Raw genomic sequence first — 23399 nt, 5'->3', positions numbered from 1 at the left:
GATGACAGAACAAGAAAAGGCGTAAGTTTCAATAAAAAAAGGAGGCGCGCAGTGGGAAAACATTTATCAGAAAGCATCCGTGTTCCAATTGAGGCAGACAATCCTGCCATCCGCCGCATAGAAAATATCTGTATTAAGTGTGGTCAGTGCAGAGACATCTGCCGGGATTATATCAGCGTGCTCGGCTATTATGACCTGTCAAAGACCAACGACACTGCCGTCTGTATCCATTGCGGCCAGTGCGCGAATGTCTGTCCGGTCAGCTCGATAACAGAGACACCGGAGATGGACGCCGTAATAGCCGCAGCAAAGGATCCGGATAAGGTTCTTATCGTCAGTACATCACCATCCGTCAGGGTTTCCCTGGGCGAAGCTTTCGGAATGCAAAGAGGAAGCTTTGTCGAAGGAAAGATGATAGCACTCCTCCGGAAACTGGGCGCAGATTATGTGCTCGACACAAATTTCGCGGCAGATATGACGATTGTGGAGGAGGCCAGCGAACTTGTGGAGAGGCTTACAACGCACAATAAGCCACTTCCTCAGTTCACATCCTGCTGTCCGGCCTGGGTGAAGTTTGCCGAGATCTATTACCCCGAGCTTTTGCCGAATATTTCGTCCGCAAAGAGCCCTATAGGGATGCAGGGTCCTACGATCAAGACCTATTTTGCAAAGAAAATGGGGATAGATCCAAAGAAAATTGTAAATGTGGCGCTGACGCCCTGTACCGCTAAAAAATTCGAGATCCGCCGCGGAGAAATGAATGCTTCCGCCAGGTATCTGAATCTTCCCGGTCTCAGAGATATGGATCATGTCATCACAACGCGTGAGCTCGCAGACTGGGCGAAAAAGGCTGACATTGATTTTTCAACGCTGGAGGATTCAAAATTCGACAAGCTGATGGGAGAGGCCTCCGGCGCAGGCGTAATCTTCGGCAACACAGGCGGCGTCATGGAGGCTGCCGTCCGCACTGCCTACGAATTTGTCACACATGAACCTGCTCCAAAGGAACTGTACACACTCGAGCCCGTCCGCGGCATGCAGGAAATCCGTGAAGCGGCCGTAGAAATCGGAACACTGCGCCTTCAGCTGGCCGTGATCTATGGCACATCGAATGTCCGCAGATTCCTTTCCATGGCAAAGGAATCCGGAAAACATTATGATTTTATTGAGGTCATGACCTGTCCGGGAGGATGCATTGGCGGCGGAGGACAGCCGAAAGCCGATGTGGAAGAGCGCAGAACTATGGTGGATTCCCGTATTGAAAGTCTTTACAAGCGGGATGCGCAGATGAAGTTGCGAAAGAGTCATGAGAATCCAGAGCTGAAGCAGCTGTACGAAGAGTTTTACAGAAAGCCTCTCTCGCCGATCGCTGAAGAAATGCTCCATATATCCTACACGGACAGGAGTGGGCTGCTCGGTGAAGATGCCGGAAAATATAAGACACTACTGACATTTGACGTAGATGGAGCAGAAGCGAAAAACGGTGCAGCAGCCTTTTTCGGAGAAGAAACAGGCAAAAATGCAAGGTCAGAAGGCACCGGCGATTATGAGGAAGTGACAACGCCCGGATCTGCAACACGAAAATGGAAATGTCGTGTCTGCGGTTATATCTATGAAGGAGATAATCCGCCGGCTGAGTGTCCGATTTGTCATATGGACAGCTCCTACTTCGATCCTGTTAAGAAGTGGAAGTGCCGCATTTGTGGTTATATCTGCGAGGACGTCAATCCACCGGCTGAGTGTCCGATCTGTCACAAGGACAGCTCCTACTTCGATGAGATCGAATGACACCGTGACCGGCGCGCAGTCACCAGCGCGCCGGTCACAATGTGCTGAATCAACAATGAGGATGACAAAAGAAATGGTCCAGGCAGATTTGGATGCCCTGCCGGAATCTTACAGAACAAAAGATGTGGATGCCCTGATCATGCGATATGTAAAGAATAACGCCGATGTATCTGCCCTACGTGGGTATGTGCTGACCGAGCAGCAGTTTCATCGCATCTATTTCTATGTGACACTGGATCAGATCGGAAGCGTGAATGATCGGATGTCATTTATCAATCACAACCTGTTGTTTGATGACTAGTGGCATACTGACGAACTGATTAAATATGTTGCGGACCTGGATTTTAAAACAGCCCTATCCTATGCGGGAAAATATGTGCTTTCAGACCATCCGTTTATCCGCAGATGGGGATATGCCATGTACATGGGAGGACAGACAATGAAAATTGAACATATCGCCATGTATGTCAATGATCTGGAAAAGGCGAGATCCTTCTTTATGCAGTATCTGGGTGCCAGATCAAACGAAGGATATCATAATCCAAAGACAGATTTCCGATCATATTTTCTTAGTTTTGATGACGGTGCCCGCCTCGAGATCATGAATAAGCCGGGAATGAAAGATGAAGAAAAAGCGCAGGCGCGCACCGGATACATTCATTCGCTCTGAGATGTCCAGAGAGCTGTTTCCTTTATATTTGTAGTTCTGAACGATCAGAACCGCAGATCAGAAACGGATAACTTCCGGCTCTGCTGTAAAGCTGCAGATCTCCGCTGTCGCATTCTTCAGGTAGAAGACAGCCGTATTACCGTCACCTGCGGCATACATAGACTTCAGGCTGGGATTGGCATCCAGCATGGACTGCTGTGCCTCTATCCGCTCGTCGTGTACTGCCTCTGCGTTCAGGCGGATCCACTTGCCGTCGGCCATCCCACTGATCGCAATCTGCGGATGAGCCAGCATCTGCTTTGCCACCTTCTTCTTCAGACCTGTCTGGATGTACAGTTTTCCTTCAAAAATATTCTGTGCGCCGAACGGGCGAACCTGCGGATTACCTTCCTCATCGACCGTTGCAAGATACCAAACGCCGGCCTTTTTTAAAAACTCAAGTACTTTCTCCATTTCTGCCTCCTTCATGCATTAGCATTTGTCTCAAATATTGTCTCAAATAAATAACCTGTCATTGCCATAGATCCCAGATTGCAGATATTGTTGAAGACCTTTACCTGATTTCCCTCCGTCGCGCCAAGGCAGTAGAGGAGGGGAAGAAAATGATCCGGTGTCGGCACAGCATAGGACGCATCCTGCAGCTGATCATAACGAATCACAATGTCCTTTTTCGCTGATAGAACTGCATCCGTGATTTCCTTATTAAAGCGCAGTGTCATCGGTGTGCCGCCGTCATTGTCCCATTCCACACGCATCAGGTTATGCACGACATTTCCACTGCCGAAGATCAGGTATCCCTCATCCCTCAGCGCTGTGAGTTTTTTGCCGATCGCATAGCTCTGTGCAGCGGAGAGCCTTCCGTTTACGGAGAGCTGAACCACAGGGATATCGGCCTTTGGAAACATATGTACCAGAACCGTCCATGTGCCGTGCCCGGAGAAAACTACCGGCATTCTTGTACTCATGATGTTTCCCTTCCTGCCATCTAATTTTTTGAAAAAATATCAGAAGCGCTTTAAATCGTTGACATAGTCAATTAATTGAAGTAACTTAAGAATATCACATAGAGTGCAATCGTCAATCAGGATTTTTTACAGGACTAAGTCATTTTCAAGTGACTGGATACTGAAAATACAAGCAAGTTAATGAATAACCGCGTAAAGGCCGTGCAGAGTGTTCTCCCAAGTATGCCTTAATCTATCATTATTCCGACAGTGAAGGAGATATGCAGAAATGGAAATAGAACAAATAGAAGAGACGACAAAAAAGCAGGGAAAGGAATTGTTCGGCATCTGTCCTTATGTCACCACGCAGACAGTGCTGCAGGGGAAATGGGCAATTCTAATCCTTTATCAGTTGGAAAATGGTCCAGTGCGCTTCAATGAATTGCTCCGTAGAATTGATATCGCCCAGGGAACACTTTCCAACCAGCTCAAATACCTGGAAAAAGAAGGGATGATCCGCCGCAATGTGTACACGGAAGGCGTACTGCGCGTGGAATATGAGCTGACACCGATCGGAGAGAAATTCAGAACAGTATTGCAGTCGATCGAAAAATGGGGGAATGAATATATCACTTATCTGAAAGCAAAAAATGCATAAACAGATAATGAATAAAGAGTTATGGAGAATAAAAATGTTCATTCTCGATTACATATTCTGATTCTTTGCTGAATGCAGTATATCCGGCTCTTCAAGATTGATCATGCATTCAAGGATTATTCTCAATATTATTTTATCAAGGGAGCCTTAAACACAACTATGGGTAAATTTTACTTCGTCCGGCACGGCCAGACAGTATGGAACGTTGAAAATAAGATCTGCGGCGCAACAGACAGTCCCCTGACAGAGCTGGGGCATGAGCAGGCCAGAGAGACAGGAAGAATCCTGAAGCTGAAGATGGATGCCGGAGAAATCACCATCGATGAAATCCTGACATCACCGCTCAGCCGTGCCTATGATACGGCAAAGGAAATTTCTGTGATGACCGGTGTGCCGATGCGGATCGAGCAAAGGCTCATTGAACAGAATTTCGGCAAATGGGAGGGAACCGCCCGAGACGGAAAAGAGTTTGCCAGAGCAAAGCAGAACTTCTGTGACAGCTTTGACGGCGGCGAATCCATGATGCGAATGGCACAGCGCATCTACAATCTGATCGATGATCTGAAAAGGGATCCGGAGAAGACATATCTGCTCGTTGCACACAACGGCATTTCCAGAATTATCGAGTCATATTTTCATGACATGACGAACGAGGAGTTCGCTTCATTCGGTATCCGCAATGCGCAAGTGCGGGAATATGATTTCTGATGCCTTTATCCGTTCAGTTGTCTCGAAAATCAGCAGATTGCAGATAAGTTGTGCAGAATTGAAATTGTATGTGCACAGTGGATTTCAGAGGTATGCAATGATTATCAACACAGGAAGCCGAACGGATATCCCAGCCTTCTTTTCGGACTGGTTCTATAACCGCATTCGCGAGAGATATGCCCTTGTCAGGAACCCATATAATCCGGTCTCCGTGACAAAATACAGGTTGGACCCGTCAGTTGTGGATGTCATCTCTTTTTGCACAAAAAATCCAATTCCTATGCTGAACAGGATCCATGAACTGGACGCATTCCGCACTTTCTTCATGGTGACCATCACTCCTTACGGGACGGAGATAGAGCCGCATGTTCCGGAAAAGAAGAAGGTTATGAAGGCCTTTGCTGCTCTTTCCCGTTACGCCGGCCGAAGGAGTGTCATCTGGAGGTACGATCCGGTCTTTATTTTCGGAAAATATACGGTTGATTTCCACAAACGGACATTCGCTGAGATGGCTGGGAAATTAAAGCCCTATACCGATCAGTGTGTAGTGAGCTTCCTTGATCTGTATGAAAAGACAAAGCGCAATTTTCCAGAGGCATCGGCAGTTCTGATGTCCGTACAGAATGAGCTGATCGATTCTTTCAATATGACCGCTGAAAGGCTGGGTATGCAGATTCACCTGTGTCTGGAAGACAGATCCCTTGTCAGAAGCCATGTGGATGCAGAAGGGTGTTTTTCTAAGAAGGTCATTGAAAATGCCATAGGAAAGAGACTTCTCGTGCCAACCCATTCCCCTGCACGGCAGGGGTGTTCCTGTCTCCTTGGCGCTGATATTGGCGAGTACAACACCTGCGGACACGGCTGCCTTTATTGCTATGCCAACTACGACCAATCCGCTGTTCTCCATAATATGAGTCAGCATGATCCTTCGTCTCCGCTGTTAATCGGACATCTCACAGAGCATGATATTGTACACACTGCCAAACAGGCGTCCTGGATTGACAGACAGATGAGCATCTTTGACCTTCTCTAGAGCTCCCTCCACACAGCAAAATGATCGTAGATGTAGAACATTAAACATTGATCCTGTGGAATCACGATTGGAAAAGTCGCGGGTAGAAAGATTCTTATACCGGCTCTACGTGGCCCGAAGAGGTACTCATTTTTCAGAATCAATCTGAGAAGGGGTGCCTCTTTTTATATGCGCGCCGGCTTCTAGGTATGCGTGATGGGAGGAAAAGAATATGAGCAAAGTAATCGCAGTAGCAAATACAGTGCTAGTGATGACAGAAAAAGCCGCCTGTTTCAGAAGGCGGCTTGACTGTAATTATGTCAGCAGGTTGTCAAGATCACGCTTGGCGTACAGAGCACGGCGAATTTCCATTGTGTCGCCAATGACAACATAGAATATTGAAAAGTTTCTTACATTGATTCGGTAGTAAGGATGAGGCCTAGTTTTCGATGACGGATAGGGTGCGAAAGCAAGCGGAGTCTCAAGCCGTTTATTGATCGCAATCTCAATATCATCAATCAGACGGAGAGCAGCATCAGGATTATGCAGATGGTTCGCAATATAATCTGTGATCTCATCCAGGTCTTCCTCAAAGAGGGGAAGGAAAGACAGATTATACTTTTGCGTGCTCATTGATTCTTCTCCTTGCTCTGCCGAAAACATCTGAAGCAGAATACCGAACGGTAGTTTGTTCGGCAGCGGCATCAGCCTCATCCAGTTTCTGCTCGATGTTATCTGTGAGTTCGGAGTATTGTTCAATGCTCATGAGCACCATCGTTCCATAACCATTCTTTGTAAGAAACACAGGCGCGTTGGAATTAGTAACTGTTTCCTCAATCTCTGGAAACTTATTTCTGAGATCTGAGACAGGACGAATGTTGATCATAGTGGCACCTCCTTTATAACACTACATTATCATTATTTTATCAGAATCACAATAAAAAACTAAAAGCCAATGGGGCAGATGTCAGAGAAAAATTCATTCTCTGGCATCTGCATTTTTTAAGGAGAATCTGATGGCAAGAAAATCAAGGTACATGGGGTATAAGAACGCAGCGAGAACTATGAGAAATGCACCAGAAGTACCGAAGCGGGGAACCGCGCACGAATCAATCCGCCAGTGGCTCCGGTACTGGTTCGGAGAACAGCGGAAATCAGACGGGAAGCGATACGGAGAATTCTGGGAAACCGGATTCAGGAGAGAATACAGCGTCACCGGAGTCAACTGCGAATCTCGTTGATGAGACGAAAACGAAGCTGACGGAGATGAATTCTCTCGGCTGGTGGCTTCCGATCGTCTATGAGGAGGGCTATACCACAGAAAATACGGTCGTCACGGTCGACGGCGTAGACGTGACCAGTGCACTGACGAAAGTGACGGATGATGGAAGCATTGGCAAACTCGCACTGCAGCGCACGCCGGGGACGATCCGCATCCGCAGTACAGAAGATGCCGATAAGTACGAGACGATCGCTCTGAGTGAAGCGACGACGGAAACGGAAAATACGGACGCGAATGATAAGACCGAGGACGGCGCATGCAAGCTACGCACCGGACGCCATCATGAAGGAAAATGAGAGCGGTACGGTGTCTATTATGTTTAATTACAACACGGAGGACGAGAAGACCTGGTTTGATGGCATCGAGAAGCTCGCGCTGGTGTCCTATGACGAGCAGAAGAGGACGCTCAATGCGGATCTTCAGTTCGACATGAAGAAGAACGTTCTGCATGGCAAGGGCCATGTCGGTGAGCTGGAGATCCCGATGGGACAGACGAATTTTCGGAACAATGGTCGCTATTATGTACGCGTGACGTCGAGTGCAGGCGAGACCACGCTGGTTCCGATCCATGTGGTCAATGAGAAGAAGCCGAAGCTCACACTGAAGGAGACCGCGCAGTCCGGAAAGAATCTGCATTTTGCGGTCAGTGATCTCGTATATGGCATCACTTCGCCAGTGGAGCGTGTCACCCTGAAGACGCCGAATGGCGACATCGAGGAGCTTCAGAAATTTGATGACTGGTATCTGCTGAGTCAGGATCTGTTTGTACTTTACAACGATAAGACAGATCATCTTGCGACGAAGGGAAAGTATACACTGACGATTTATGCAAACGGATTCCAGACCTTCTCGAAGAGCTTCGGTGTGACAAGCGGAGAGGCGTCCGGGGAGAATGTGAAGTCGGCACGAAAGAGCAGAAGTGCCTACAGTGTCGATGCCGTAAGCTCGGCGACGTCAGGCGGCGCTGGCAGTGGCAGCACCGACAGCGACAGCTCCGGCAGTCTGGCCGTCTCTGCAAATCTGATCTTTGACACGGATCTGCTGGTCAATGCCTACATCCTCGAGGGTGCGGACGAGGCCAAGGATGCCGCAAACGCTGTGATTGCATGGTGGGAGAGCACCATCCCGGATGCGGTCTACAGTCTCGACGATACAGCGCTGTATGACTGGGATGATTATGTAGACCAGTGCGAAGATGAAAAGACGGAAAATGACCGTATGCTTCCGTATGCGGAATACTGTGAGCATGGAGAAATCTATGCGAGCCGTCCGGCCGCTGCAAAGGAAGTGCTTGAGGATCCGGATACACCGGTTTCAGAGGTTCAGTTTCCTCTTAAGGAAACGAAGGAGCTTTCATTCATTACGGCTGCACCGGCGACCTCTACGCAGAATCCGAATGAGCGTGTGATTTTCCAGCGTCTCGAAGAAAAGACGAATATCCATATCAAGTGGACCTGTTTCGTACAGGACCAGTTCTCGGATAAGAAGAACCTGGCACTCGCACAGTTCGGAAATCTCCCGGATGGACTGTTTAACGCGCAGATGAGCGATTATGATCTGCTTCGTTATGCGAAGCAGGGCATCATCATCCCGCTGGAAAATCTGATCGACAAGTACATGCCGAATCTTCAGGCGGTTTTCGAGGCTTATCCGGAGTACCGGACGATGTGTACCGCCCCGGATGGACACATCTATGCTTTTCCATGGATCGAGCAGCTGGGTTCCGGAAAGGAAGCCATCCAGGCGATCGGTGATATCCCGTATATCAATAAGAAGTGGCTGGATTATCTCGGCCTTTCTGTGCCGACCACGACAGATGAGCTCGAGCAGGTGCTGATCGCTTTTCGTGATCATGCACAGGAGCTGAAGGATGCATTTGATATCGAAGGTGATGTCATCCCGCTCTCGTTTATCATTTACAATGGTGACCAGGACCCGGCGATTCTGATCAATGGCTTCGGCGAAGGCTATGGTGACACCGGTGACCATTTTGCAGTGACGGATGAAGGTCAGGTCATCTATACCACCGTCCAGGAAGGCCATAACGGTCATAATTCTGTATACTTCCTCGGTGATTATGATACAGAAACGCATACGTTCGTAAAAGAGGAGGCACGTCCACTGGATTACGGTATGGATTTCTATGCCCCACCGACGACAGAGCTTCCGGATGGTCGTCGTATCATGATTGCATGGATGAAATCCTGGGATGCGTGTGTCGTGCCGAACAGTCAGAAATGGCAGGGGATGATGACACTGCCACGAGAGCTGACGCTTCGTGATGGCAGAATCTGGCAGCAGCCGGTACGTGAGCTCGAAAACTACCGTGCGAATGCCTGCCGCTATGAGCAGGTGGAGCTGCAGGGAGAGCAGAAGCTTCCAGGTATCGAGGGACGTAACCTCGACCTCTCCATCACGCTCGCAGATGACGAGTATGAGTGCTTCCGTATGAAGCTGGCAGCGAATGATGAATACGAGACGAGCTTCTGCTATCATAAGAGTGAAGGTATTCTGGAAATCGATCGGACCTACTGTGGCGTGACGAAAGATATCGTCTGCACCAGAAAGATCAAGGTACATGATCCGAAGGGACTGAAGAAGCTTCGCTTTATCCTCGATCGTCAGTCCATCGAGCTCTTCATAAACGATGGACAGCAGGTGGCCACGACCGCCATCTGTACCCCGCTCGAGGCAGATGAGATTCGATTCTACAGTGATAAGACACTGCATATGACGGTTGAGAAGTATGACATCGTTCTGCCGGCATGAAAGAGTAAGCAGAGATAGGAGAGAGATATGGACGTAGTAGCTTTAGGAGAACTGCTCATCGATTTTACGGAAAATGGGATGAGTGCGCAGGGAAATCCGCTGTTTGAAGCAAATCCAGGTGGTGCACCATGTAATGTACTGGCGATGCTGTCACGTCTCGGACATAAAACGGCTTTCGTCGGAAAGGTCGGACAGGATTTTTTCGGGCAGCAGCTCGAGAAAGCGATTCGAGAGGTTGGAATCGATGCAAGTGGACTGAGAAGAGATCCAGAAGTGCATACGACACTGGCCCTCGTACATAACACTCCGGATGGCGATCGAGATTTCTCCTTCTATCGAAATCCGGGTGCAGATATGATGCTTCGTGAGGATGAGCTTCCGGAGCCGCTGATCAAGGAAGCCAGAATCTTTCACTTCGGGACACTTTCGATGACTCATGAGGGTGTACGACAGGCGACAAAAAAAGCCATCCGTATCGCGAAGGAAGCTGGCGCTCTGATTTCCTTCGACCCGAACCTTCGTGAACCGCTCTGGAATTCACTCGAGGATGCGAAGGAACAGGTTCTGTATGGACTCGGACAGTGTGATATCCTGAAAATCTCAGATAATGAAATCCAGTGGCTGAGTGGAGAGCAGGACTTCGATGCAGGTGTTCGCTGGATTCGAGCGCGTTTTTCGATTCCACTGATTCTGGTTTCGATGGGAAGAGATGGAAGCCGTGCGTACTATCAGGATAAAATCGTAGAGGTGAAGCCTTTCCTTCAGCCGACGACGATCGAAACCACCGGTGCCGGTGACACCTTCTGTGCCTGTGTACTGCACTATATCCTGTTGCATGGATTACAGGAGTTAACAGAAACGGATCTCTGGGTGATGCTTCGTTACGCAAATGCGGCAGCATCCATCATCACGACACGAAAGGGCGCACTTCGTGTGATGCCGAAGCCAGAGGAAATCAAGCAGCTTCTGGATAATGCAGCGCTTTAATCACATACCATAAAACATCTGGCCATGCCGTAGTGATGCTACGGCATGGCTTTTCTGATGGAAGCAGGCATATGAAGCGGTGCTTTTTATGTACCGAAAAATAAACGGAAATCCTCTTCACAAAGATTTGAAAAACTGATATAAACAGGAATGTTTGCGTTCATTTCGGGTTATAGCTGAGAGGAATTCATGATGAAAAAGGCAATCAATATGACGGAGGGGCCACTGGCGAAGCAGATTCTCTTCGTGAGTCTGCCACTCGTGATGTCGAACCTGCTTCAGGTGCTGTTTAATATATCGGATGTTGCGATCGTCGGACGCTTCGCGGGCTCGACTGCACTCGGATCGGTAGGCTCGACGAGCATCTTCGTTACACTGTTTACAGGATTTCTGATCGGTCTCGGTGGTGGCATCAATGTGCTGGTTGCGCGCTATTACGGTGCCGGTCGTGCGAAAGACGTGAAAAAGACGGTCGGGTCGTCACTGATCATCAGCCTGATCGCCGGTGTGATCCTCCTGCTCGTCGGACTCTTCGGGTCGCCTGCATTGCTCAAAACCATCAACACGAAGCCGGATCTGCTGCCGGGTGCGGTCATGTACCTCCGGGTCTACTTCCTGGGTATGCCGGCGCTTGCACTGTACAATTACGGTAATGCGGTCTTCAGTGCGATCGGTGATACGAAGAAGCCGCTGATCTTCCTCGCGATCGCGGGCGTGCTGAATGTGATTCTGAATCTGTTCTTCGTCATCGTGTGTCATCTGAGCGTGGTCGGTGTCGCACTTGCGAGTGCGATTTCACAGTGTGTTTCCGCGGGACTGATCCTTCATGCCCTGACGAAGGTGCAGGACAGCTATGCGCTCCACCTGCGGGAGGTGAAGTTCGATCGGACGATCGGGCAGCGTGTGCTGATGCTCGGTGTGCCGGCGGGGCTTCAGAACGCCGTGTTCGCCTTCGCAAATCTGTTCATCCAGGCAGGCGTCAACTCCTTCGATTCGCTGATGGTAAAGGGGAACTCTGCGGCGGCCAATGCAGACAACCTGATCTATGATGCCATGGCCGCCTTCTATATGGCCTGCGCAAGCTTTATGAGCCAGAACTACGGTGCAGGCAAGGTCGATCGCGTGAAAAAGAGCTTCTACATCAGCCTGGCGTATTCCTTCGCCATCGGCCTCGTGCTCGGTGGCAGCCTGCTGCTGTTCGGACGCGAGTTCCTCGCACTGTTTACGACAGAGCCGGCCGTCATCGATGCCGGTATGTACCGAATCGGTGTCATGGGACTCGCCTACTGCATTTCGGCCTTTATGGACTGCACCATCGCCGCCTGCCGCGGCCTCGGTGAGACGGTCGTGCCGACCATCCTCGTCGTGCTCGGCTCCTGTGTGTTCCGTGTGATCTGGGTATATACGATCTTTGCCTACTTCCATACGATCCCGTCCCTGTACCTCCTGTATCCATTCTCCTGGGGACTGACGGCCATCGCGGAAATCATCTATTTCGTCCGCATCTATAAAAAGGCGATGCGGATCTATCAGCATTAATTAAGGCGGAGACTGCATCATGAGCATAGATTTCATGAAAGAGATATTTTTTTCATAGAATATTTCATCGAAAATAAGAAATGATTTGTGGATGCTGACAGTTTGCATCCGGCGTTCGACGCGCTAAGATTAGTGCATCGAAATGAATTGAGCAGAGTCGCTCGGGGATTCCCGGGCGGCTCTTTTTCTGTCTTAAGAATTTCGTAAGGGGGTCTGACCCCATAAACTTCAGTTTAGAATCAGTTTAGAAAAATTTAATGGGGTCAGACCCATTAAATTACGAGGGGGCAAGAATTAAATATTCATCTGGAAATGACATTCTTAAGAGTTATGCCGATGAAAACCGGGTGGAATGAGAAAAGGTGCTTTGGAAAATTGACGAAATTACGTAAGTGTAAGCGCTTTATGTGACAAATCTGTCATAAACATCGGCAAAATGATGGACAAATTCTAAAGAAATTGTTAAAATACTATAAAGTTAAGAATTTCACAATTCATAACGATTTAAAAATACACAAAATTCGTGATGTTAAAGCCTGCTTGATCGAGGCTTTTTTTGAGCAGTAAGAAAGGATGCGATACAAATGAAGGAATTTTCTTATGTGATTAAGGATGAGATCGGACTGCATGCGAGACCAGCCGGATTACTGGTGAAGGAAGTGAAAAAGTTCGAGAGTGCGGTGACGCTTTCCTGCAAGGGAAAGACCGCAGCTGCCGGAAAGCTGATCGCCATCATGAGCATGGGCGTCAATCAGGGCGATGAGGTGAACGTGCAGGTCGAGGGTCCGGATGAGGATGCTGCGTTCGAAGCGATGGAAAAGTTTTTCCAGAATAATCTGTAATTCATCGATCGATATAGAATCTGAGAGGACAGAAAATGGAAAAGTACATCGGAAAGTCCGTTTATAAGGGAACGGCGATCGGTCCGATCAATGTTTTGAAGAAGCGTGATGGCATCGTGAAGCGCCAGCATATCGAGGATGTCGCGGCAGAGCTCGAGCGTCTCGAGGATGCGAAGGCGCAGGCGCAGACCCAGCTGGGCGCGCTCTATGAGAAGGCGCTCCAGGAGGTCGGTGAGGTAAATGCGCAGATCTTCGAGGTGCATCAGATGATGCTCGAGGATGAGGACTACCAGGATGCGATCCACTCGATGATCGAGACGGAGGAGGTCAATGCGGAGTACGCGGTGGCGGTCACTGGAGATAACTTCGCCGAGATCTTCGCGAATATGGACGATGAGTACATGCAGGCGCGTTCCGCGGATGTGAAGGATATCTCGAATCGTCTGATCCGGAACCTGAGTGGTGAGGAGGAGCTCGACTGGGCGCATATGGAACCGTCCATCATCGTGGCAGATGACCTGACACCGAGTGAAACGGTGCAGATGGATAAGCGTAAGATCCTCGCGTTCGTCACCGTCCATGGCTCGACGAACTCCCATACCGCGATCCTCGCGCGTATGATGAATATCCCGGCGCTGATCGGTGTGCCGGTGGAGCTCGACCGTCTCCACTCCGGTACGATGGGTATCGTCGATGGCAAGGATGCCGTGTTCTGCGTGGATCCGGATGAGGCAGCCATCGCTGCTGCACGCGAGATGCAGGCGAGGGCGGCAGAGCAGAAGCGGCTGCTTGCAAACTACAAGGGACATCCTTCGGTGACGAAGAGTGGCCGTAAGGTTCATGTCTATGCGAATATCGGCAGTGTTTCGGATGTAGCATATGTACAGGAAAATGACGCGGAGGGGATCGGCCTGTTCCGGAGTGAGTTCCTGTATCTCGGAAAGACGGCGCTGCCGGACGAAAATGAGCAGTTTAATGCATACCGCCAGGTACTGCAGACGATGGGCGGAAAGAAGGTCATCATCCGAACGCTCGATATCGGTGCGGATAAGAATGTCGATTACCTCGGACTCGGAAAGGAAGATAACCCGGCGATGGGCTATCGTGCGATTCGTATCTGTCTGAAGCAGCCGGAGGTGTTTAAGACACAGCTTCGTGCACTTCTTCGTGCGGCGAAGTATGGAAATCTTGCCATCATGTATCCGATGATCATCTCGACGGACGAGGTGCTTCGGATTAAGGAAATCGTCGCGGAAGTGGCCGCGGAGCTCGAGCGCGAGCATATCCCGTATGCGATTCCGGAGCAGGGGATCATGATCGAGACCCCGGCAGCGGTGATGATGAGTGCAGAGCTTGCAGAGCTCGTCGACTTCTTCAGTATCGGCACCAACGACCTCACGCAGTACACACTTGCGATTGATCGCCAGAATGAGAAGCTGGACGATTTCTATAATCCACATCATGAGGCGGTTCTTCGGATGATTCAGATGACCATCGACGGCGCGCATAAGGCAGGCAAGTGGGTCGGCATCTGCGGCGAGCTCGGCGCAGATACGACGCTGACGGAGCGCTTCGTCGAGATGGGAATCGATGAGCTGAGCGTCGCACCATCCATGGTGCTCAGCGTGCGCAGTAAGATTTGTGAGATGGAGTAAGGGAGTAGAAATCATGAGAATTTATAGAGCGAAGGACTATCTGGACATGAGCCGTAAGGCCGCAAACATCGTTTCTGCACAGGTGATTATGAAGCCGGACTGTGTACTCGGCCTCGCGACCGGATCCACACCGATCGGCTTATACAAGCAGCTGGTGGAGTGGTATCAGAAGGGTGATCTCGATTTCTCCGAGGTTCGCACCGTGAACCTCGACGAGTATAAGGGGCTGACACGTGACAACGACCAGAGCTACTACTACTTCATGCATGAGAATCTGTTCGATCATGTGAATCTCCCGGTGGAGAGCACACATCTTCCGAACGGCATGGAGATGGATTCCGAGAAGGAGTGCAAGCGCTACTCCGCACTCATTAAGTCCATGGGCGGTATCGATCTGCAGCTTCTCGGCATCGGCCATAACGGACATATCGGTTTCAACGAGCCAGATGAGGCCTTCGATTCGGATGTGCACTGCGTGAATCTCACCGAGTCGACGATCGAAGCCAACAAGCGTTTCTTCGCTTCTGCGGACGACGTTCCGAAGCAGGCATACACGATGGGCATCAAGACCATCATGCAGGCGAAGAAGATCCTCATCGTGGCAAGCGGCGAGGACAAGGCACAGATCGTGCACGATGCGTTCTTCGGTCCGATCACACCGAAGGTTCCGGCATCTGTTTTACAGCTCCATAATGATGTAACCCTCGTTGCGGACGAGGCAGCGCTCAGCAAGGTCGAGCTGTAAAGCACAGAAGAGGGGAGCTGAAAACTATGCTTATAAAGGGTGCAAAGGTATATACAGCGGAGCATCGCTTCGAAACGAAGGATGTCGCTGTGACCGGTGGCCGATTCACTGCGCAGGGCGGAGATGAGCGGGTGGTCAATGCAGACGGCCTCTACATGATTCCGGGCCTCGTGGATATACACTTCCACGGGTGCATGGGCGCAGATATGTGCGATGGCACGGAAGAGGCGCTGGATGTGATCACGAAGTATGAGGCTTCGATCGGTGTCACGTCCGTGTGTCCGGCGACGATGACCATCGCAAAGGATGAGCTTCTCAAGGTGATGCAGAACGCGGGCGCATATACGTATAAGCGTGGTGCGCATCTCGTCGGTATCAATATGGAGGGACCGTTTATCAGTGCCGCGAAGAAGGGGGCACAGGCTGCGGAGAATATCCTTCGCTGTGACGTGGAGCTCTTCCGACAGCTGCAGAGTGCGGCGAAGGGGCTTATCAAGCTCGTAGATATCGCACCGGAGGAGCCGGGCGCGCTCGACTTCATCGATCAGGTGAAGGGTGAGGTGGTGGTTTCCATCGCGCATACCATGGCTGATTATGAAGCGGCGAAAACCGCCATCGCGCATGGTGCGTCGCATGTAACGCATCTTTACAATGCGATGCCGCCACTCAACCACCGGAATCCGGGCGTGATCGGTGCCGCACGGGATGCGGAGAACGTCCATCCTGAGCTGATCTGTGATGGCGTACATATTCATCCGTCTGTGATCCGTGCAACCTTCGCGATGTTCGGTGCGAAGCGGATGATCCTCATCAGTGACAGCATGCGGGCGACGGGCCTCGAGGATGGTGAGTATACCCTCGGTGGGCAGCCAGTCACCGTGCGGGGCAATCGTGCGACACTGCATGATGGCACGATCGCAGGCTCCGCGACGAATCTGATGGATTGTGTCCGTTTCTGTGTGAAGACCGTCGGCCTTCCGCTGGAGGATGCCATCATGTGCGCAACGGAGAATCCGGCCAGAGAGATCGGTATATACGGTGAGGTCGGAAGCATTGAAACAGGAAAGAAGGCGGACTTCGTGCTGCTGGATAAGGATTTAAATCTTGTAAGTGTCTATATCGACGGAGAGGAGATTTGACAGATGTTCGGACTTTTTAAGAGTAAGGAAAAGGGAAGCATCCTCCACTCACCGTGTAATGGAAAGGTGGTTCCGATCACAGAGGTACCGGATCCGACCTTTGCAGAGAAGATACTCGGTGATGGATTTGCGGTGATTCCGGCAGAGGGTAAGGTATATGCACCGGCCGATGGCGAGATCACCATGGTGTTTGACACACTGCATGCGGTGACGATGACCACGACACAGGGCGTCGAGGTCCTGATTCATATCGGACTCGACACGGTAAACCTGAAGGGCGAGCCGTTCACTGCGCATGTGAAGGCCGGGGATAAGGTGAAGCAGGGAGATCTTCTGATGGATGTGGATCTCGGGAAGATTCAGGCGGCCGGCTTAAACATCATCACACCGGTGCTGATCTGCAATACCGATGATTATAAGGAAATCAGCCTGCAGAAGCAGGGCGAGGTCACACTCGCGGACAGCGTGCTGAAGATTTCCTGATAAGTGTTTAATTTCGAACCTGATTGGAGTAATCCAATTTAGTATATTTTTCTTAAGGAGGGGAAATATGAAGTTTCTTCAAAAGTTGGGTAAAGCGTTAATGCTCCCAGTAGCTGTGCTGCCGATCTGTGGTATCCTGATGGGTATCGGATACCTGCTCTGTCCTGCAACCATGCAGGGTGGTGATATCCAGGGTGCAGCCAACCTGATCGGTCTGTTCCTCGTAAAGGCAGGTGGTGCCTTGATCGATAACATGGCGATCCTTTTCGCAATCGGCGTCGGCGTCGGTATGTCTGATAAGAATGACGGTACCGGCGGAATCGCTGCGCTTGCTTCCTGGCTCATGCTCACCACACTCCTTTCTACAGGATTTGTGACGACCCTGATGCCGTCGATCGCAGAGAGCGAAGTCAAGACCATCGCGTTCAACAAGATTGCAAACCCGTTCATCGGTATCCTCGCCGGTGTGATCGGTTCTACCTGCTACAACAAGTTCAAGGGCACGAAGCTTCCGGACTGGCTCGCTTTCTTCAGTGGTAAGCGTTGCGTAGCGATCGTTGCAGGTGTGGTTTCCATCATCGTATCCGCCGTTCTTCTGTTCGTATGGCCGCTGTTCTTCGGTTTACTCGTAAGCATCGGTGATGCGATTGCGAAGATGGGTGTTGTAGGTGCAGGTATCTATGCATTCCTGAACCGTCTCCTCATCCCGACCGGATTACACCATGCGCTCAACAACGTATTCTGGTTTGATACGATCGGTCTCGGTGATCTTTCTCACTTCTGGGCTGGTGAGACATCTGCAGATGTTTCCTGGAGCCTTGGTATGTACATGTCCGGATTCTTCCCATGTATGATGTTCGGTATTCCGGGTGCTGCACTTGCGATGGTACAGTGCGCGAAGCCTGAGAAGAAGGCTGCCACCATCGGTATCTTACTTTCTGCTGCTGTATGTTCCTTCATCTGTGGCGTTACCGAGCCGTTCGAGTTTGCATTCATGTTCCTTGCACCGGGTCTCTACCTGATCTATGCTGCACTGTATGGCGTATTCACGATTGTTACCGTAGCCCTCGGCTTCCGTGCTGGTTTCTCATTCTCAGCAGGTGCGATGGATCTCCTCTTCTCCGCTTCCCTTCCGGCAGCTGCGAAGACATGGCTGATCATCCCGCTGGGCATCGCTGCATTCGTTGTTTTCTATTTCGTATTCCTGTTTGCGATCAAGAAGTTTGATATCAAGACTCCGGGTCGTGAGGATGATGATGTAGAGGCTGAGAAGAATGTTCAGCTCGCAAGTGATGACTTCACTGCGATTGCAAAGCAGATCCTCGCAGGCTGCGGCGGCAAGGAGAACATCGCCAGCATCGACAACTGTGTCACCAGACTGAGACTTGAGGTGAAGGATATGACCCAGGTTGACGACAAGGCCATCAAGGCTGCAGGCGTTGCCGGTGTCATCAAGCCTGGTAAGACCTCAGTTCAGGTGATCGTCGGCACGAAGGTTCAGTTCGTAGCAGATGCGTTCTCTGAGCTTTGCAAGTAAGCTGAGAACAGGATGAAGTGTTTCGGGATACACTGAAAATCCCACTATTATGAAAAGCGAAGGGACTGCCGCACGTTATGTGCGGCAGTTTTTCTATGTCCAGTAGGAAGGCCGGCTCTCCGGCCTTCCTCGCTGCAGACAATTTGAATGTTCAGGCGCTGCCCGGACTAAAAATACTAAAAAAAGAGGAAAGGTTCGGAAAACAGGAGAGGTTTATGGTAGTATAGGGGGTATGAATGTAATCGATGAAATCAAGAAGGAATTTGAGATTCCGGGGGCGTTCGAGAGCTGGGCGGTGTACCGGGAAGAGGTCACGGATCTTATTCTGGCCAGTGCATCACCGCCAGATTTGATGCAGGAGGCTTCGCTGCAGGCCTCGATTCAGGACGTGGAGCGTTCACGGCGGCCAATGCCTACATCGGACACGAAGGCGACAGGCTCTATCGCGCTGTTCGGGATCGGGCCGGCGAATGACATCGACCTCCGGCGTTTGAGTGAGCGCTTCGAGCGGATCATGCTGATCGATCTGGATCGTGAGAGTATGGAGAGAGGGCTCGTGCGTTATGGGCTGCAGCATTGTCCGAAGGTGGCGCTGTGGGATACTTCCCTTTCTGGGGTGACGATGGAGGATGTGGCGGCGTTTTTCGAGACGCTGTATGATCAGGTGGTGCGAAGCGGTCGAGCGCTTACGGAGGCGGCGTTTATGGAGATGTCGCAGGCGGCGCTGGAGCAGATCCGGCGGAAGGTATTTGCGACTCGGGAGGTGCTGCGGGCGAGGCTTCCGAAGGAGCACTACGATATGGTCGTCAGTGTGGGACTGCACAGTCAGTTCTGGAGTATCCTGAGCTACAGCTGGCTGACGCTCGCGGGGAATGTAGAGGAGCAGATCCTCGGACATGCGATGAATCATGATCCGTTTTTCGAGGCGCTGCGGGCGATCGACGATCAGTTTATCCCGGTGCTGAACGAGGTGATGCTGTCGATGGGCGACCGGGTGATCATCGCGGTCGAGGAGGATGAGGCGCATCCGGTCGAGGGCGCATTTCAGTCGATGCAGGATATACGGCAGCGCTATCCCGATGTGCAGGAGAAACGGCTGCACTGGCCATTCCGGCCGGAGGAAGGGAAGAGCTACGAGATGCTTTTTCAGATCATCGGACAGACAGAGGTCGAGCACTGAAGTACCGAACCCGGTGCCGCGGCCAGTGCATGGATGCACTGGGAAATGATCTGAATGATGATTAGATAGGAAGGAAATCCGGAGGCCGAAAACAGGTCGCCAAAGAAAGAAAGGAAATCCGGAGGCCGAAAACAGGCCGCCAAAGAAAGAAAGGAAATTCGGAGGCTGTATGCAGGCATCCGATGGGGAGAAATATGCAGGAAACAGTAAATAAGAAGAGAAATATCATCGTGATCGCAGTCATCGCGGCGATCATCGTCATCAGCTTCGTCGCGATGCTCGTGATTCGAAAGACCAGTGGTCCGCGGCTCGATGTCGTGGTGCAGTACGGCGATCAGGAGATCCTGCGTGTGCCGCTCTCGAAGGATGCGATGTATAAGATCGAGGATGGGCGGGCCATCGAGGTGCCGAAGGATACGACACTTGCGTCACTTGGTGAGGAGGCGTATCCATCGCAGCATGATGTGAATCTGCTGGAAATCAAGGATGGTGAGGTATGGGTGCCGGAATCGAACTGCTCGAACCAGGTATGTGTATCGATCGGAAAGCTCAGTGGTTCGGACTACGATTTCCCTATCACCTGCCTGCCGCACGGGATCATCGTCGTGATTGAATAGGGCACCGAGGGCCGGAAACAGAAGCGGAGTATGGCTTCTGTTTCCGGCTTTTCTGCATCTTTTCTATACAACATGTTGTATGGTTGTATCCGATATGATAAAATATTATCGGTTTTTGTAGTACGTGAAAGAAGGAGGGACTATGAAAAAAATCGTAAGTGGTGCGATGGCGCTTTGCCTCGTCGCATCGATGACGGCATGCTCAACCGGAAAGCCTGCAGAGACGACAGCGGCTGCTACGGAAGCTGCGAAGCAGTATGTGGCAGGCACCTACTCGGCATCCGAGGAGGGTTTCGCCGGTAAGGTGACGGTCACCATCACGACCAGTGAGTCGGAGATCACAGATGTAAAGGTCGAGGGACCGAATGAGACCCCGGACAAGGGTGGCGCTGCGATGGAAAAGCTGCAGGGCGAGCTTCTGAAGGCGCAGTCCGCAGAGGTGGACGCGGTCAGTGGTTCGACCGTGACCAGTGACGCCGTAAAGAAGGCGATGGCCGCTGCCATTGAAAAGGCGAAGAGTGGTGATGCGTCCACCGGCTCCGATGAAGCGCTTGCATTCACCGCAGGTACCTATACAGGAACCGGTGTGGGCTATAACGGCCCGACGACCGTGGAGGTTACCTTCGATGACAGTAAGATCACGGATATCAAGATCGTGGATACGAAGGAGACCGCTCATGTAGGTGATACCGCGTTCGAGGTACTCATCCCGCAGATGATCGAGGCAAACGGTACCGGCGTCGATGCCGTGTCCGGTGCGACCTTCTCCTCGAAGGCACTGAAGACCGCAGTCAATGATGCTGCAGAGCAGGCTGGTGCGACCAACCTCGATGCGTTTAAGGCAAACACCCTCGAGGTAAAGGCGCAGGATCCGATCGAGGATACCTGGGATGTGGTTGTTGTCGGTGGCGGCGGAGCCGGTATGGCGGCAGCTGCACAGGCCGCACAGAACGGCGAGAGCGTACTCGTGATCGAGAAGAACGTCGAGGTCGGTGGTAATACCCTCGTATCCGGCGGTCAGTACCAGTCTGTGATGCCGTATCTCGTATGGGATCCAGAGAATCCGGATGCGACGACCGGTATCGGCTTCGATGGAAATGAGTACAACAAGGTGAAGTCCGTACAGGGCTGTATCGATGAGCTGAAGACCATCTACAACTGGTCCGAGGAGCCATTCGATGAGGATTACTACGATACACACGAGTATGTAGCCGGTGATATCGAGGAGCTTTCGAAGCACGGTGTCGTTGCTGAGTATCTCCCGACTCTCCAGGCGCTCAAGAAGGAAATCAAGGCATACCTCGACTGGGCACAGCCGAAGCTCGACGCCGGCACACCGGAGTCCGATCTCACCCTGTTCTCAACGGTAAACCTTCACATCTTCCAGAGCTACTATGGCGGCCTTCGTCAGAGCGCGGATAAGTCCAGCTGGATCTGGGGCGATGTCGATCTCGTTTCCCAGTTCATCAAGGATGGTCAGGATCTGAAGCCATGGCTCGAGTCGATGGGTTCGACCTTCGTCGAAGATACACAGCCGACCCTGATCGGTGCCCTCTGGTACAGAGAGAACCAGTTTATCGGTGCCAATGTTGATACCGATGGTGATGGACAGACCGAGGAGTATGATGGCAGATGGGGCACCTACTTCGTAGCTCCGATGACCTCCTTCCTGAACGCAAACGAGCACAATAAGATCATGACACGTACCACCGCCGAGGAGCTGATCCAGGAGGATGGCCGTGTAACGGGTGTGAAGGCGACGATGTATGATGGTACACCGGTCACTGCACATGCGAAGAAGGGTGTCGTTCTCGCAACCGGTGGTTATGCGGCGAACATTGCTAAGGTCGTAGAGACCAACGAGTACTGGGATCCGGAGTATCTCAATGATAAGACCGAGACCACAAACCGCAGCTCGCTGCAGGGCGACGGTATCACGATGGCCGAGGCTGTCGGCGCCGCAACGACCGGTATGGGCTATACACAGCTGATGCCGATCTCCTGGGTAGACAACGGTGACCTCGCATTCGGCGGCGGTGACTATGCTGTTTACATCAACCCGACGACGGGCAAGCGTTTCGTAGATGAGACCTCTGAGCGTGATGTTCTGTCTCTCGGCGAGTTCAGAAACGGTATCGAGTGGAACGGCCATAAGGGCGTCTTCATCGAGATCGCCAATGCAGCTACCCCGATTCCTGGACCATATCCGTACAAGGATGAGGATGTCGAGGGGCGTCAGTATGTCAGAACCATCGGCGAGATCGCAGATGTGCTGAAGGCAGAGGGCTTCGACACGGATGTCGAGACCATCAAGGCGACCATCGAGGATTACGATCAGGCGATCATCAATGGCACACAGCCACAGGATGTCAGCAAGAAGCAGTTCTCTGCACTGATCGGCGACTGCGAGAAGAACGAGGACGGCTCCTACAAGGCCGACACCTATAACCTCGACGATGCAAAGCTTCGTATCCGCTTCCTCGCTCCGTCGACCCACCATACGATGGGCGGTATCCACGTAGACGTGAAGCGTCACGTACTCGATGCAGACGAGAAGCCGATCGCGGGTCTCTATGCAGCCGGTGAGGTGACTGGTGGTATCCACGGTGGTAACCGTCTCGGCGGTAACGCGATCACGGAGATCTTCGTTTCCGGTCGTACCGCAGCAAACGCTATCAGCGAGGATAACTAATCTGCTGAATGCAGGAAACGATTCTGCGGATCGTTCACGGGGATGGATGGCAGAATGAACAGAAACAGAATATGAAACGATTCAGCCGGCAGTCCTCCGGGCAGCTGGCTGAACAGCTACAAAATACCATGCATGGGCCGCTCCGAAAGGGG

At 51.4% G+C, this 23399-nt stretch carries 22 protein-coding genes and 1 pseudogene; 19 read left to right on the top strand and 4 right to left on the bottom strand.

The features are described from left to right. The first annotated feature begins 51 nt into the window (after positions 1 to 51). The 3 genes and pseudogenes from ACTQ52_RS07670 to ACTQ52_RS07660 all read left to right on the top strand — a co-directional run. The gene (locus ACTQ52_RS07670; RefSeq protein WP_441982250.1) at positions 52 to 1788 is read left to right on the top strand and encodes a [FeFe] hydrogenase, group A; all 1737 of its coding nucleotides are present in this window, start codon (positions 52 to 54) and stop codon (positions 1786 to 1788) included. A gap of 73 nt (positions 1789 to 1861) precedes the next feature. Then, positions 1862 to 2089 carry a hypothetical protein gene (locus ACTQ52_RS07665; protein WP_410043421.1) on the top strand — a complete coding sequence of 76 codons (228 nt, stop codon included), beginning with the start codon at positions 1862 to 1864 and terminating at the stop codon, positions 2087 to 2089. 138 nt (positions 2090 to 2227) lie between these two features. After that, positions 2228 to 2449, top strand: a pseudogene (locus tag ACTQ52_RS07660) (VOC family protein); the annotation flags it as partial. 66 nt (positions 2450 to 2515) lie between these two features. Here ACTQ52_RS07660 and ACTQ52_RS07655 read toward each other — a convergent pair. Both ACTQ52_RS07655 and ACTQ52_RS07650 read right to left on the bottom strand, forming a co-directional pair. After that, on the bottom strand, positions 2516 to 2911 hold the full coding sequence (locus tag ACTQ52_RS07655; protein ID WP_154522770.1) for a pyridoxamine 5'-phosphate oxidase family protein: 396 nt from the start codon (positions 2909 to 2911) through the stop codon (positions 2516 to 2518). Positions 2912 to 2922: 11 nt separating this feature from the next. Further along, a complete protein-coding gene (locus ACTQ52_RS07650; RefSeq protein ID WP_441226369.1) occupies positions 2923 to 3423 on the bottom strand; it encodes a DODA-type extradiol aromatic ring-opening family dioxygenase in 501 nt (166 codons plus the stop codon). Between the two features lie 268 nt (positions 3424 to 3691). Between ACTQ52_RS07650 and ACTQ52_RS07645 the strand changes: the two genes are divergently transcribed. The 3 genes from ACTQ52_RS07645 to ACTQ52_RS07635 all read left to right on the top strand — a co-directional run bounded on the left by ACTQ52_RS07645 (position 3692) and on the right by ACTQ52_RS07635 (position 5801). After that, positions 3692 to 4060, top strand: a complete 369-nt coding sequence (locus ACTQ52_RS07645; protein ID WP_441982249.1) for a winged helix-turn-helix transcriptional regulator — start codon at positions 3692 to 3694, stop codon at positions 4058 to 4060. A 159-nt stretch (positions 4061 to 4219) separates the two neighbouring features. After that, a complete protein-coding gene (locus ACTQ52_RS07640; protein ID WP_410043469.1) occupies positions 4220 to 4768 on the top strand; it encodes a histidine phosphatase family protein in 549 nt (182 codons plus the stop codon). A 97-nt stretch (positions 4769 to 4865) separates the two neighbouring features. Next, on the top strand, positions 4866 to 5801 hold the full coding sequence (locus ACTQ52_RS07635; protein WP_410043425.1) for a DUF1848 domain-containing protein: 936 nt from the start codon (positions 4866 to 4868) through the stop codon (positions 5799 to 5801). A 294-nt stretch (positions 5802 to 6095) separates the two neighbouring features. On the opposite strand, the gene ACTQ52_RS07630 is transcribed toward ACTQ52_RS07635, so the two are convergent. Then, complete coding sequence (locus ACTQ52_RS07630; RefSeq protein WP_410043426.1) at positions 6096 to 6413, bottom strand: type II toxin-antitoxin system RelE/ParE family toxin; 318 nt, start codon at positions 6411 to 6413, stop codon at positions 6096 to 6098. Beyond that, entirely contained in the window at positions 6394 to 6666 is a 273-nt protein-coding gene (locus ACTQ52_RS07625; RefSeq protein ID WP_410043427.1) for a type II toxin-antitoxin system Phd/YefM family antitoxin, read from the bottom strand. The genes ACTQ52_RS07630 and ACTQ52_RS07625 overlap by 20 nt, the downstream gene beginning before the upstream one ends. Positions 6667 to 6851: 185 nt before the next feature. On the opposite strand from ACTQ52_RS07625, the gene ACTQ52_RS07620 reads away from it, so the two are divergent. From ACTQ52_RS07620 to ACTQ52_RS07560, 13 genes are all read left to right on the top strand, one after another. After that, positions 6852 to 7358, top strand: coding sequence for a hypothetical protein (locus ACTQ52_RS07620; protein ID WP_441982248.1), 507 nt, complete (start codon positions 6852 to 6854; stop codon positions 7356 to 7358). A 958-nt stretch (positions 7359 to 8316) separates the two neighbouring features. After that, positions 8317 to 9831 (top strand): GH32 C-terminal domain-containing protein, encoded by a 1515-nt coding sequence (locus tag ACTQ52_RS07615; protein ID WP_441982298.1) that lies wholly within the window; start codon positions 8317 to 8319, stop codon positions 9829 to 9831. Between the two features lie 27 nt (positions 9832 to 9858). Beyond that, entirely contained in the window at positions 9859 to 10818 is a 960-nt protein-coding gene (locus ACTQ52_RS07610; protein ID WP_441982247.1) for a carbohydrate kinase family protein, read from the top strand. A gap of 189 nt (positions 10819 to 11007) precedes the next feature. After that, positions 11008 to 12357 carry an MATE family efflux transporter gene (locus ACTQ52_RS07605; RefSeq protein WP_441982246.1) on the top strand — a complete coding sequence of 450 codons (1350 nt, stop codon included), beginning with the start codon at positions 11008 to 11010 and terminating at the stop codon, positions 12355 to 12357. 584 nt (positions 12358 to 12941) lie between these two features. After that, on the top strand, positions 12942 to 13199 hold the full coding sequence (locus ACTQ52_RS07600) for an HPr family phosphocarrier protein (RefSeq protein WP_441982245.1): 258 nt from the start codon (positions 12942 to 12944) through the stop codon (positions 13197 to 13199). A gap of 35 nt (positions 13200 to 13234) precedes the next feature. After that, the gene (gene ptsP, locus ACTQ52_RS07595) at positions 13235 to 14854 is read left to right on the top strand and encodes a phosphoenolpyruvate--protein phosphotransferase (RefSeq protein ID WP_441982244.1); all 1620 of its coding nucleotides are present in this window, start codon (positions 13235 to 13237) and stop codon (positions 14852 to 14854) included. A 13-nt stretch (positions 14855 to 14867) separates the two neighbouring features. Further along, entirely contained in the window at positions 14868 to 15599 is a 732-nt protein-coding gene (nagB, locus tag ACTQ52_RS07590; protein ID WP_410043434.1) for a glucosamine-6-phosphate deaminase, read from the top strand. A 26-nt stretch (positions 15600 to 15625) separates the two neighbouring features. Next, on the top strand, positions 15626 to 16738 hold the full coding sequence (nagA, locus tag ACTQ52_RS07585; protein WP_441982243.1) for an N-acetylglucosamine-6-phosphate deacetylase: 1113 nt from the start codon (positions 15626 to 15628) through the stop codon (positions 16736 to 16738). A 3-nt stretch (positions 16739 to 16741) separates the two neighbouring features. Then, entirely contained in the window at positions 16742 to 17221 is a 480-nt protein-coding gene (locus ACTQ52_RS07580) for a PTS sugar transporter subunit IIA (protein ID WP_410043436.1), read from the top strand. 67 nt (positions 17222 to 17288) lie between these two features. After that, positions 17289 to 18758 (top strand): PTS transporter subunit EIIC, encoded by a 1470-nt coding sequence (locus ACTQ52_RS07575; RefSeq protein ID WP_441982242.1) that lies wholly within the window; start codon positions 17289 to 17291, stop codon positions 18756 to 18758. 232 nt (positions 18759 to 18990) lie between these two features. Next, a complete protein-coding gene (locus ACTQ52_RS07570; protein WP_441982241.1) occupies positions 18991 to 19938 on the top strand; it encodes a hypothetical protein in 948 nt (315 codons plus the stop codon). A 194-nt stretch (positions 19939 to 20132) separates the two neighbouring features. Next, positions 20133 to 20555, top strand: coding sequence for a NusG domain II-containing protein (locus ACTQ52_RS07565; RefSeq protein ID WP_441226358.1), 423 nt, complete (start codon positions 20133 to 20135; stop codon positions 20553 to 20555). Positions 20556 to 20697: 142 nt separating this feature from the next. Further along, positions 20698 to 23247: an FAD-dependent oxidoreductase gene (locus ACTQ52_RS07560; protein ID WP_441982240.1), complete on the top strand. Its 2550-nt coding sequence runs from the start codon at positions 20698 to 20700 to the stop codon at positions 23245 to 23247. Positions 23248 to 23399 lie beyond the last annotated feature (152 nt).

Source organism: Oribacterium sp. Sow4_G1_1 (genome assembly GCF_052116105.1).
In the GTDB taxonomy this organism is placed as follows: domain Bacteria; phylum Bacillota; class Clostridia; order Lachnospirales; family Lachnospiraceae; genus Oribacterium.
The sequence above is the reverse complement of the archived record's forward strand: the minus strand, read 5'-3'. Positions and strand labels throughout refer to the sequence as shown.

Bases quoted from the DNA above. Each gene is read 5' to 3' on its own strand.
- ACTQ52_RS07665 (WP_410043421.1), top strand. From the start codon at position 1,862: ATGGTCCAGGCAGATTTGGATGCCCTGCCGGAATCTTACAGAACAAAA.
- ACTQ52_RS07655 (WP_154522770.1), bottom strand. From the start codon at position 2,911: ATGGAGAAAGTACTTGAGTTTTTAAAAAAGGCCGGCGTTTGGTATCTT.
- ACTQ52_RS07650 (WP_441226369.1), bottom strand. From the start codon at position 3,423: ATGAGTACAAGAATGCCGGTAGTTTTCTCCGGGCACGGCACATGGACG.
- ACTQ52_RS07645 (WP_441982249.1), top strand. From the start codon at position 3,692: ATGGAAATAGAACAAATAGAAGAGACGACAAAAAAGCAGGGAAAGGAA.
- ACTQ52_RS07640 (WP_410043469.1), top strand. From the start codon at position 4,220: ATGGGTAAATTTTACTTCGTCCGGCACGGCCAGACAGTATGGAACGTT.
- ACTQ52_RS07635 (WP_410043425.1), top strand. From the start codon at position 4,866: ATGATTATCAACACAGGAAGCCGAACGGATATCCCAGCCTTCTTTTCG.
- ACTQ52_RS07630 (WP_410043426.1), bottom strand. From the start codon at position 6,413: ATGAGCACGCAAAAGTATAATCTGTCTTTCCTTCCCCTCTTTGAGGAA.
- ACTQ52_RS07625 (WP_410043427.1), bottom strand. From the start codon at position 6,666: ATGATCAACATTCGTCCTGTCTCAGATCTCAGAAATAAGTTTCCAGAG.
- ACTQ52_RS07620 (WP_441982248.1), top strand. From the start codon at position 6,852: ATGCACCAGAAGTACCGAAGCGGGGAACCGCGCACGAATCAATCCGCC.
- ACTQ52_RS07610 (WP_441982247.1), top strand. From the start codon at position 9,859: ATGGACGTAGTAGCTTTAGGAGAACTGCTCATCGATTTTACGGAAAAT.
- ACTQ52_RS07605 (WP_441982246.1), top strand. From the start codon at position 11,008: ATGATGAAAAAGGCAATCAATATGACGGAGGGGCCACTGGCGAAGCAG.
- ACTQ52_RS07600 (WP_441982245.1), top strand. From the start codon at position 12,942: ATGAAGGAATTTTCTTATGTGATTAAGGATGAGATCGGACTGCATGCG.
- ptsP (WP_441982244.1), top strand. From the start codon at position 13,235: ATGGAAAAGTACATCGGAAAGTCCGTTTATAAGGGAACGGCGATCGGT.
- nagB (WP_410043434.1), top strand. From the start codon at position 14,868: ATGAGAATTTATAGAGCGAAGGACTATCTGGACATGAGCCGTAAGGCC.
- nagA (WP_441982243.1), top strand. From the start codon at position 15,626: ATGCTTATAAAGGGTGCAAAGGTATATACAGCGGAGCATCGCTTCGAA.
- ACTQ52_RS07580 (WP_410043436.1), top strand. From the start codon at position 16,742: ATGTTCGGACTTTTTAAGAGTAAGGAAAAGGGAAGCATCCTCCACTCA.
- ACTQ52_RS07575 (WP_441982242.1), top strand. From the start codon at position 17,289: ATGAAGTTTCTTCAAAAGTTGGGTAAAGCGTTAATGCTCCCAGTAGCT.
- ACTQ52_RS07570 (WP_441982241.1), top strand. From the start codon at position 18,991: ATGAATGTAATCGATGAAATCAAGAAGGAATTTGAGATTCCGGGGGCG.
- ACTQ52_RS07565 (WP_441226358.1), top strand. From the start codon at position 20,133: ATGCAGGAAACAGTAAATAAGAAGAGAAATATCATCGTGATCGCAGTC.
- ACTQ52_RS07560 (WP_441982240.1), top strand. From the start codon at position 20,698: ATGAAAAAAATCGTAAGTGGTGCGATGGCGCTTTGCCTCGTCGCATCG.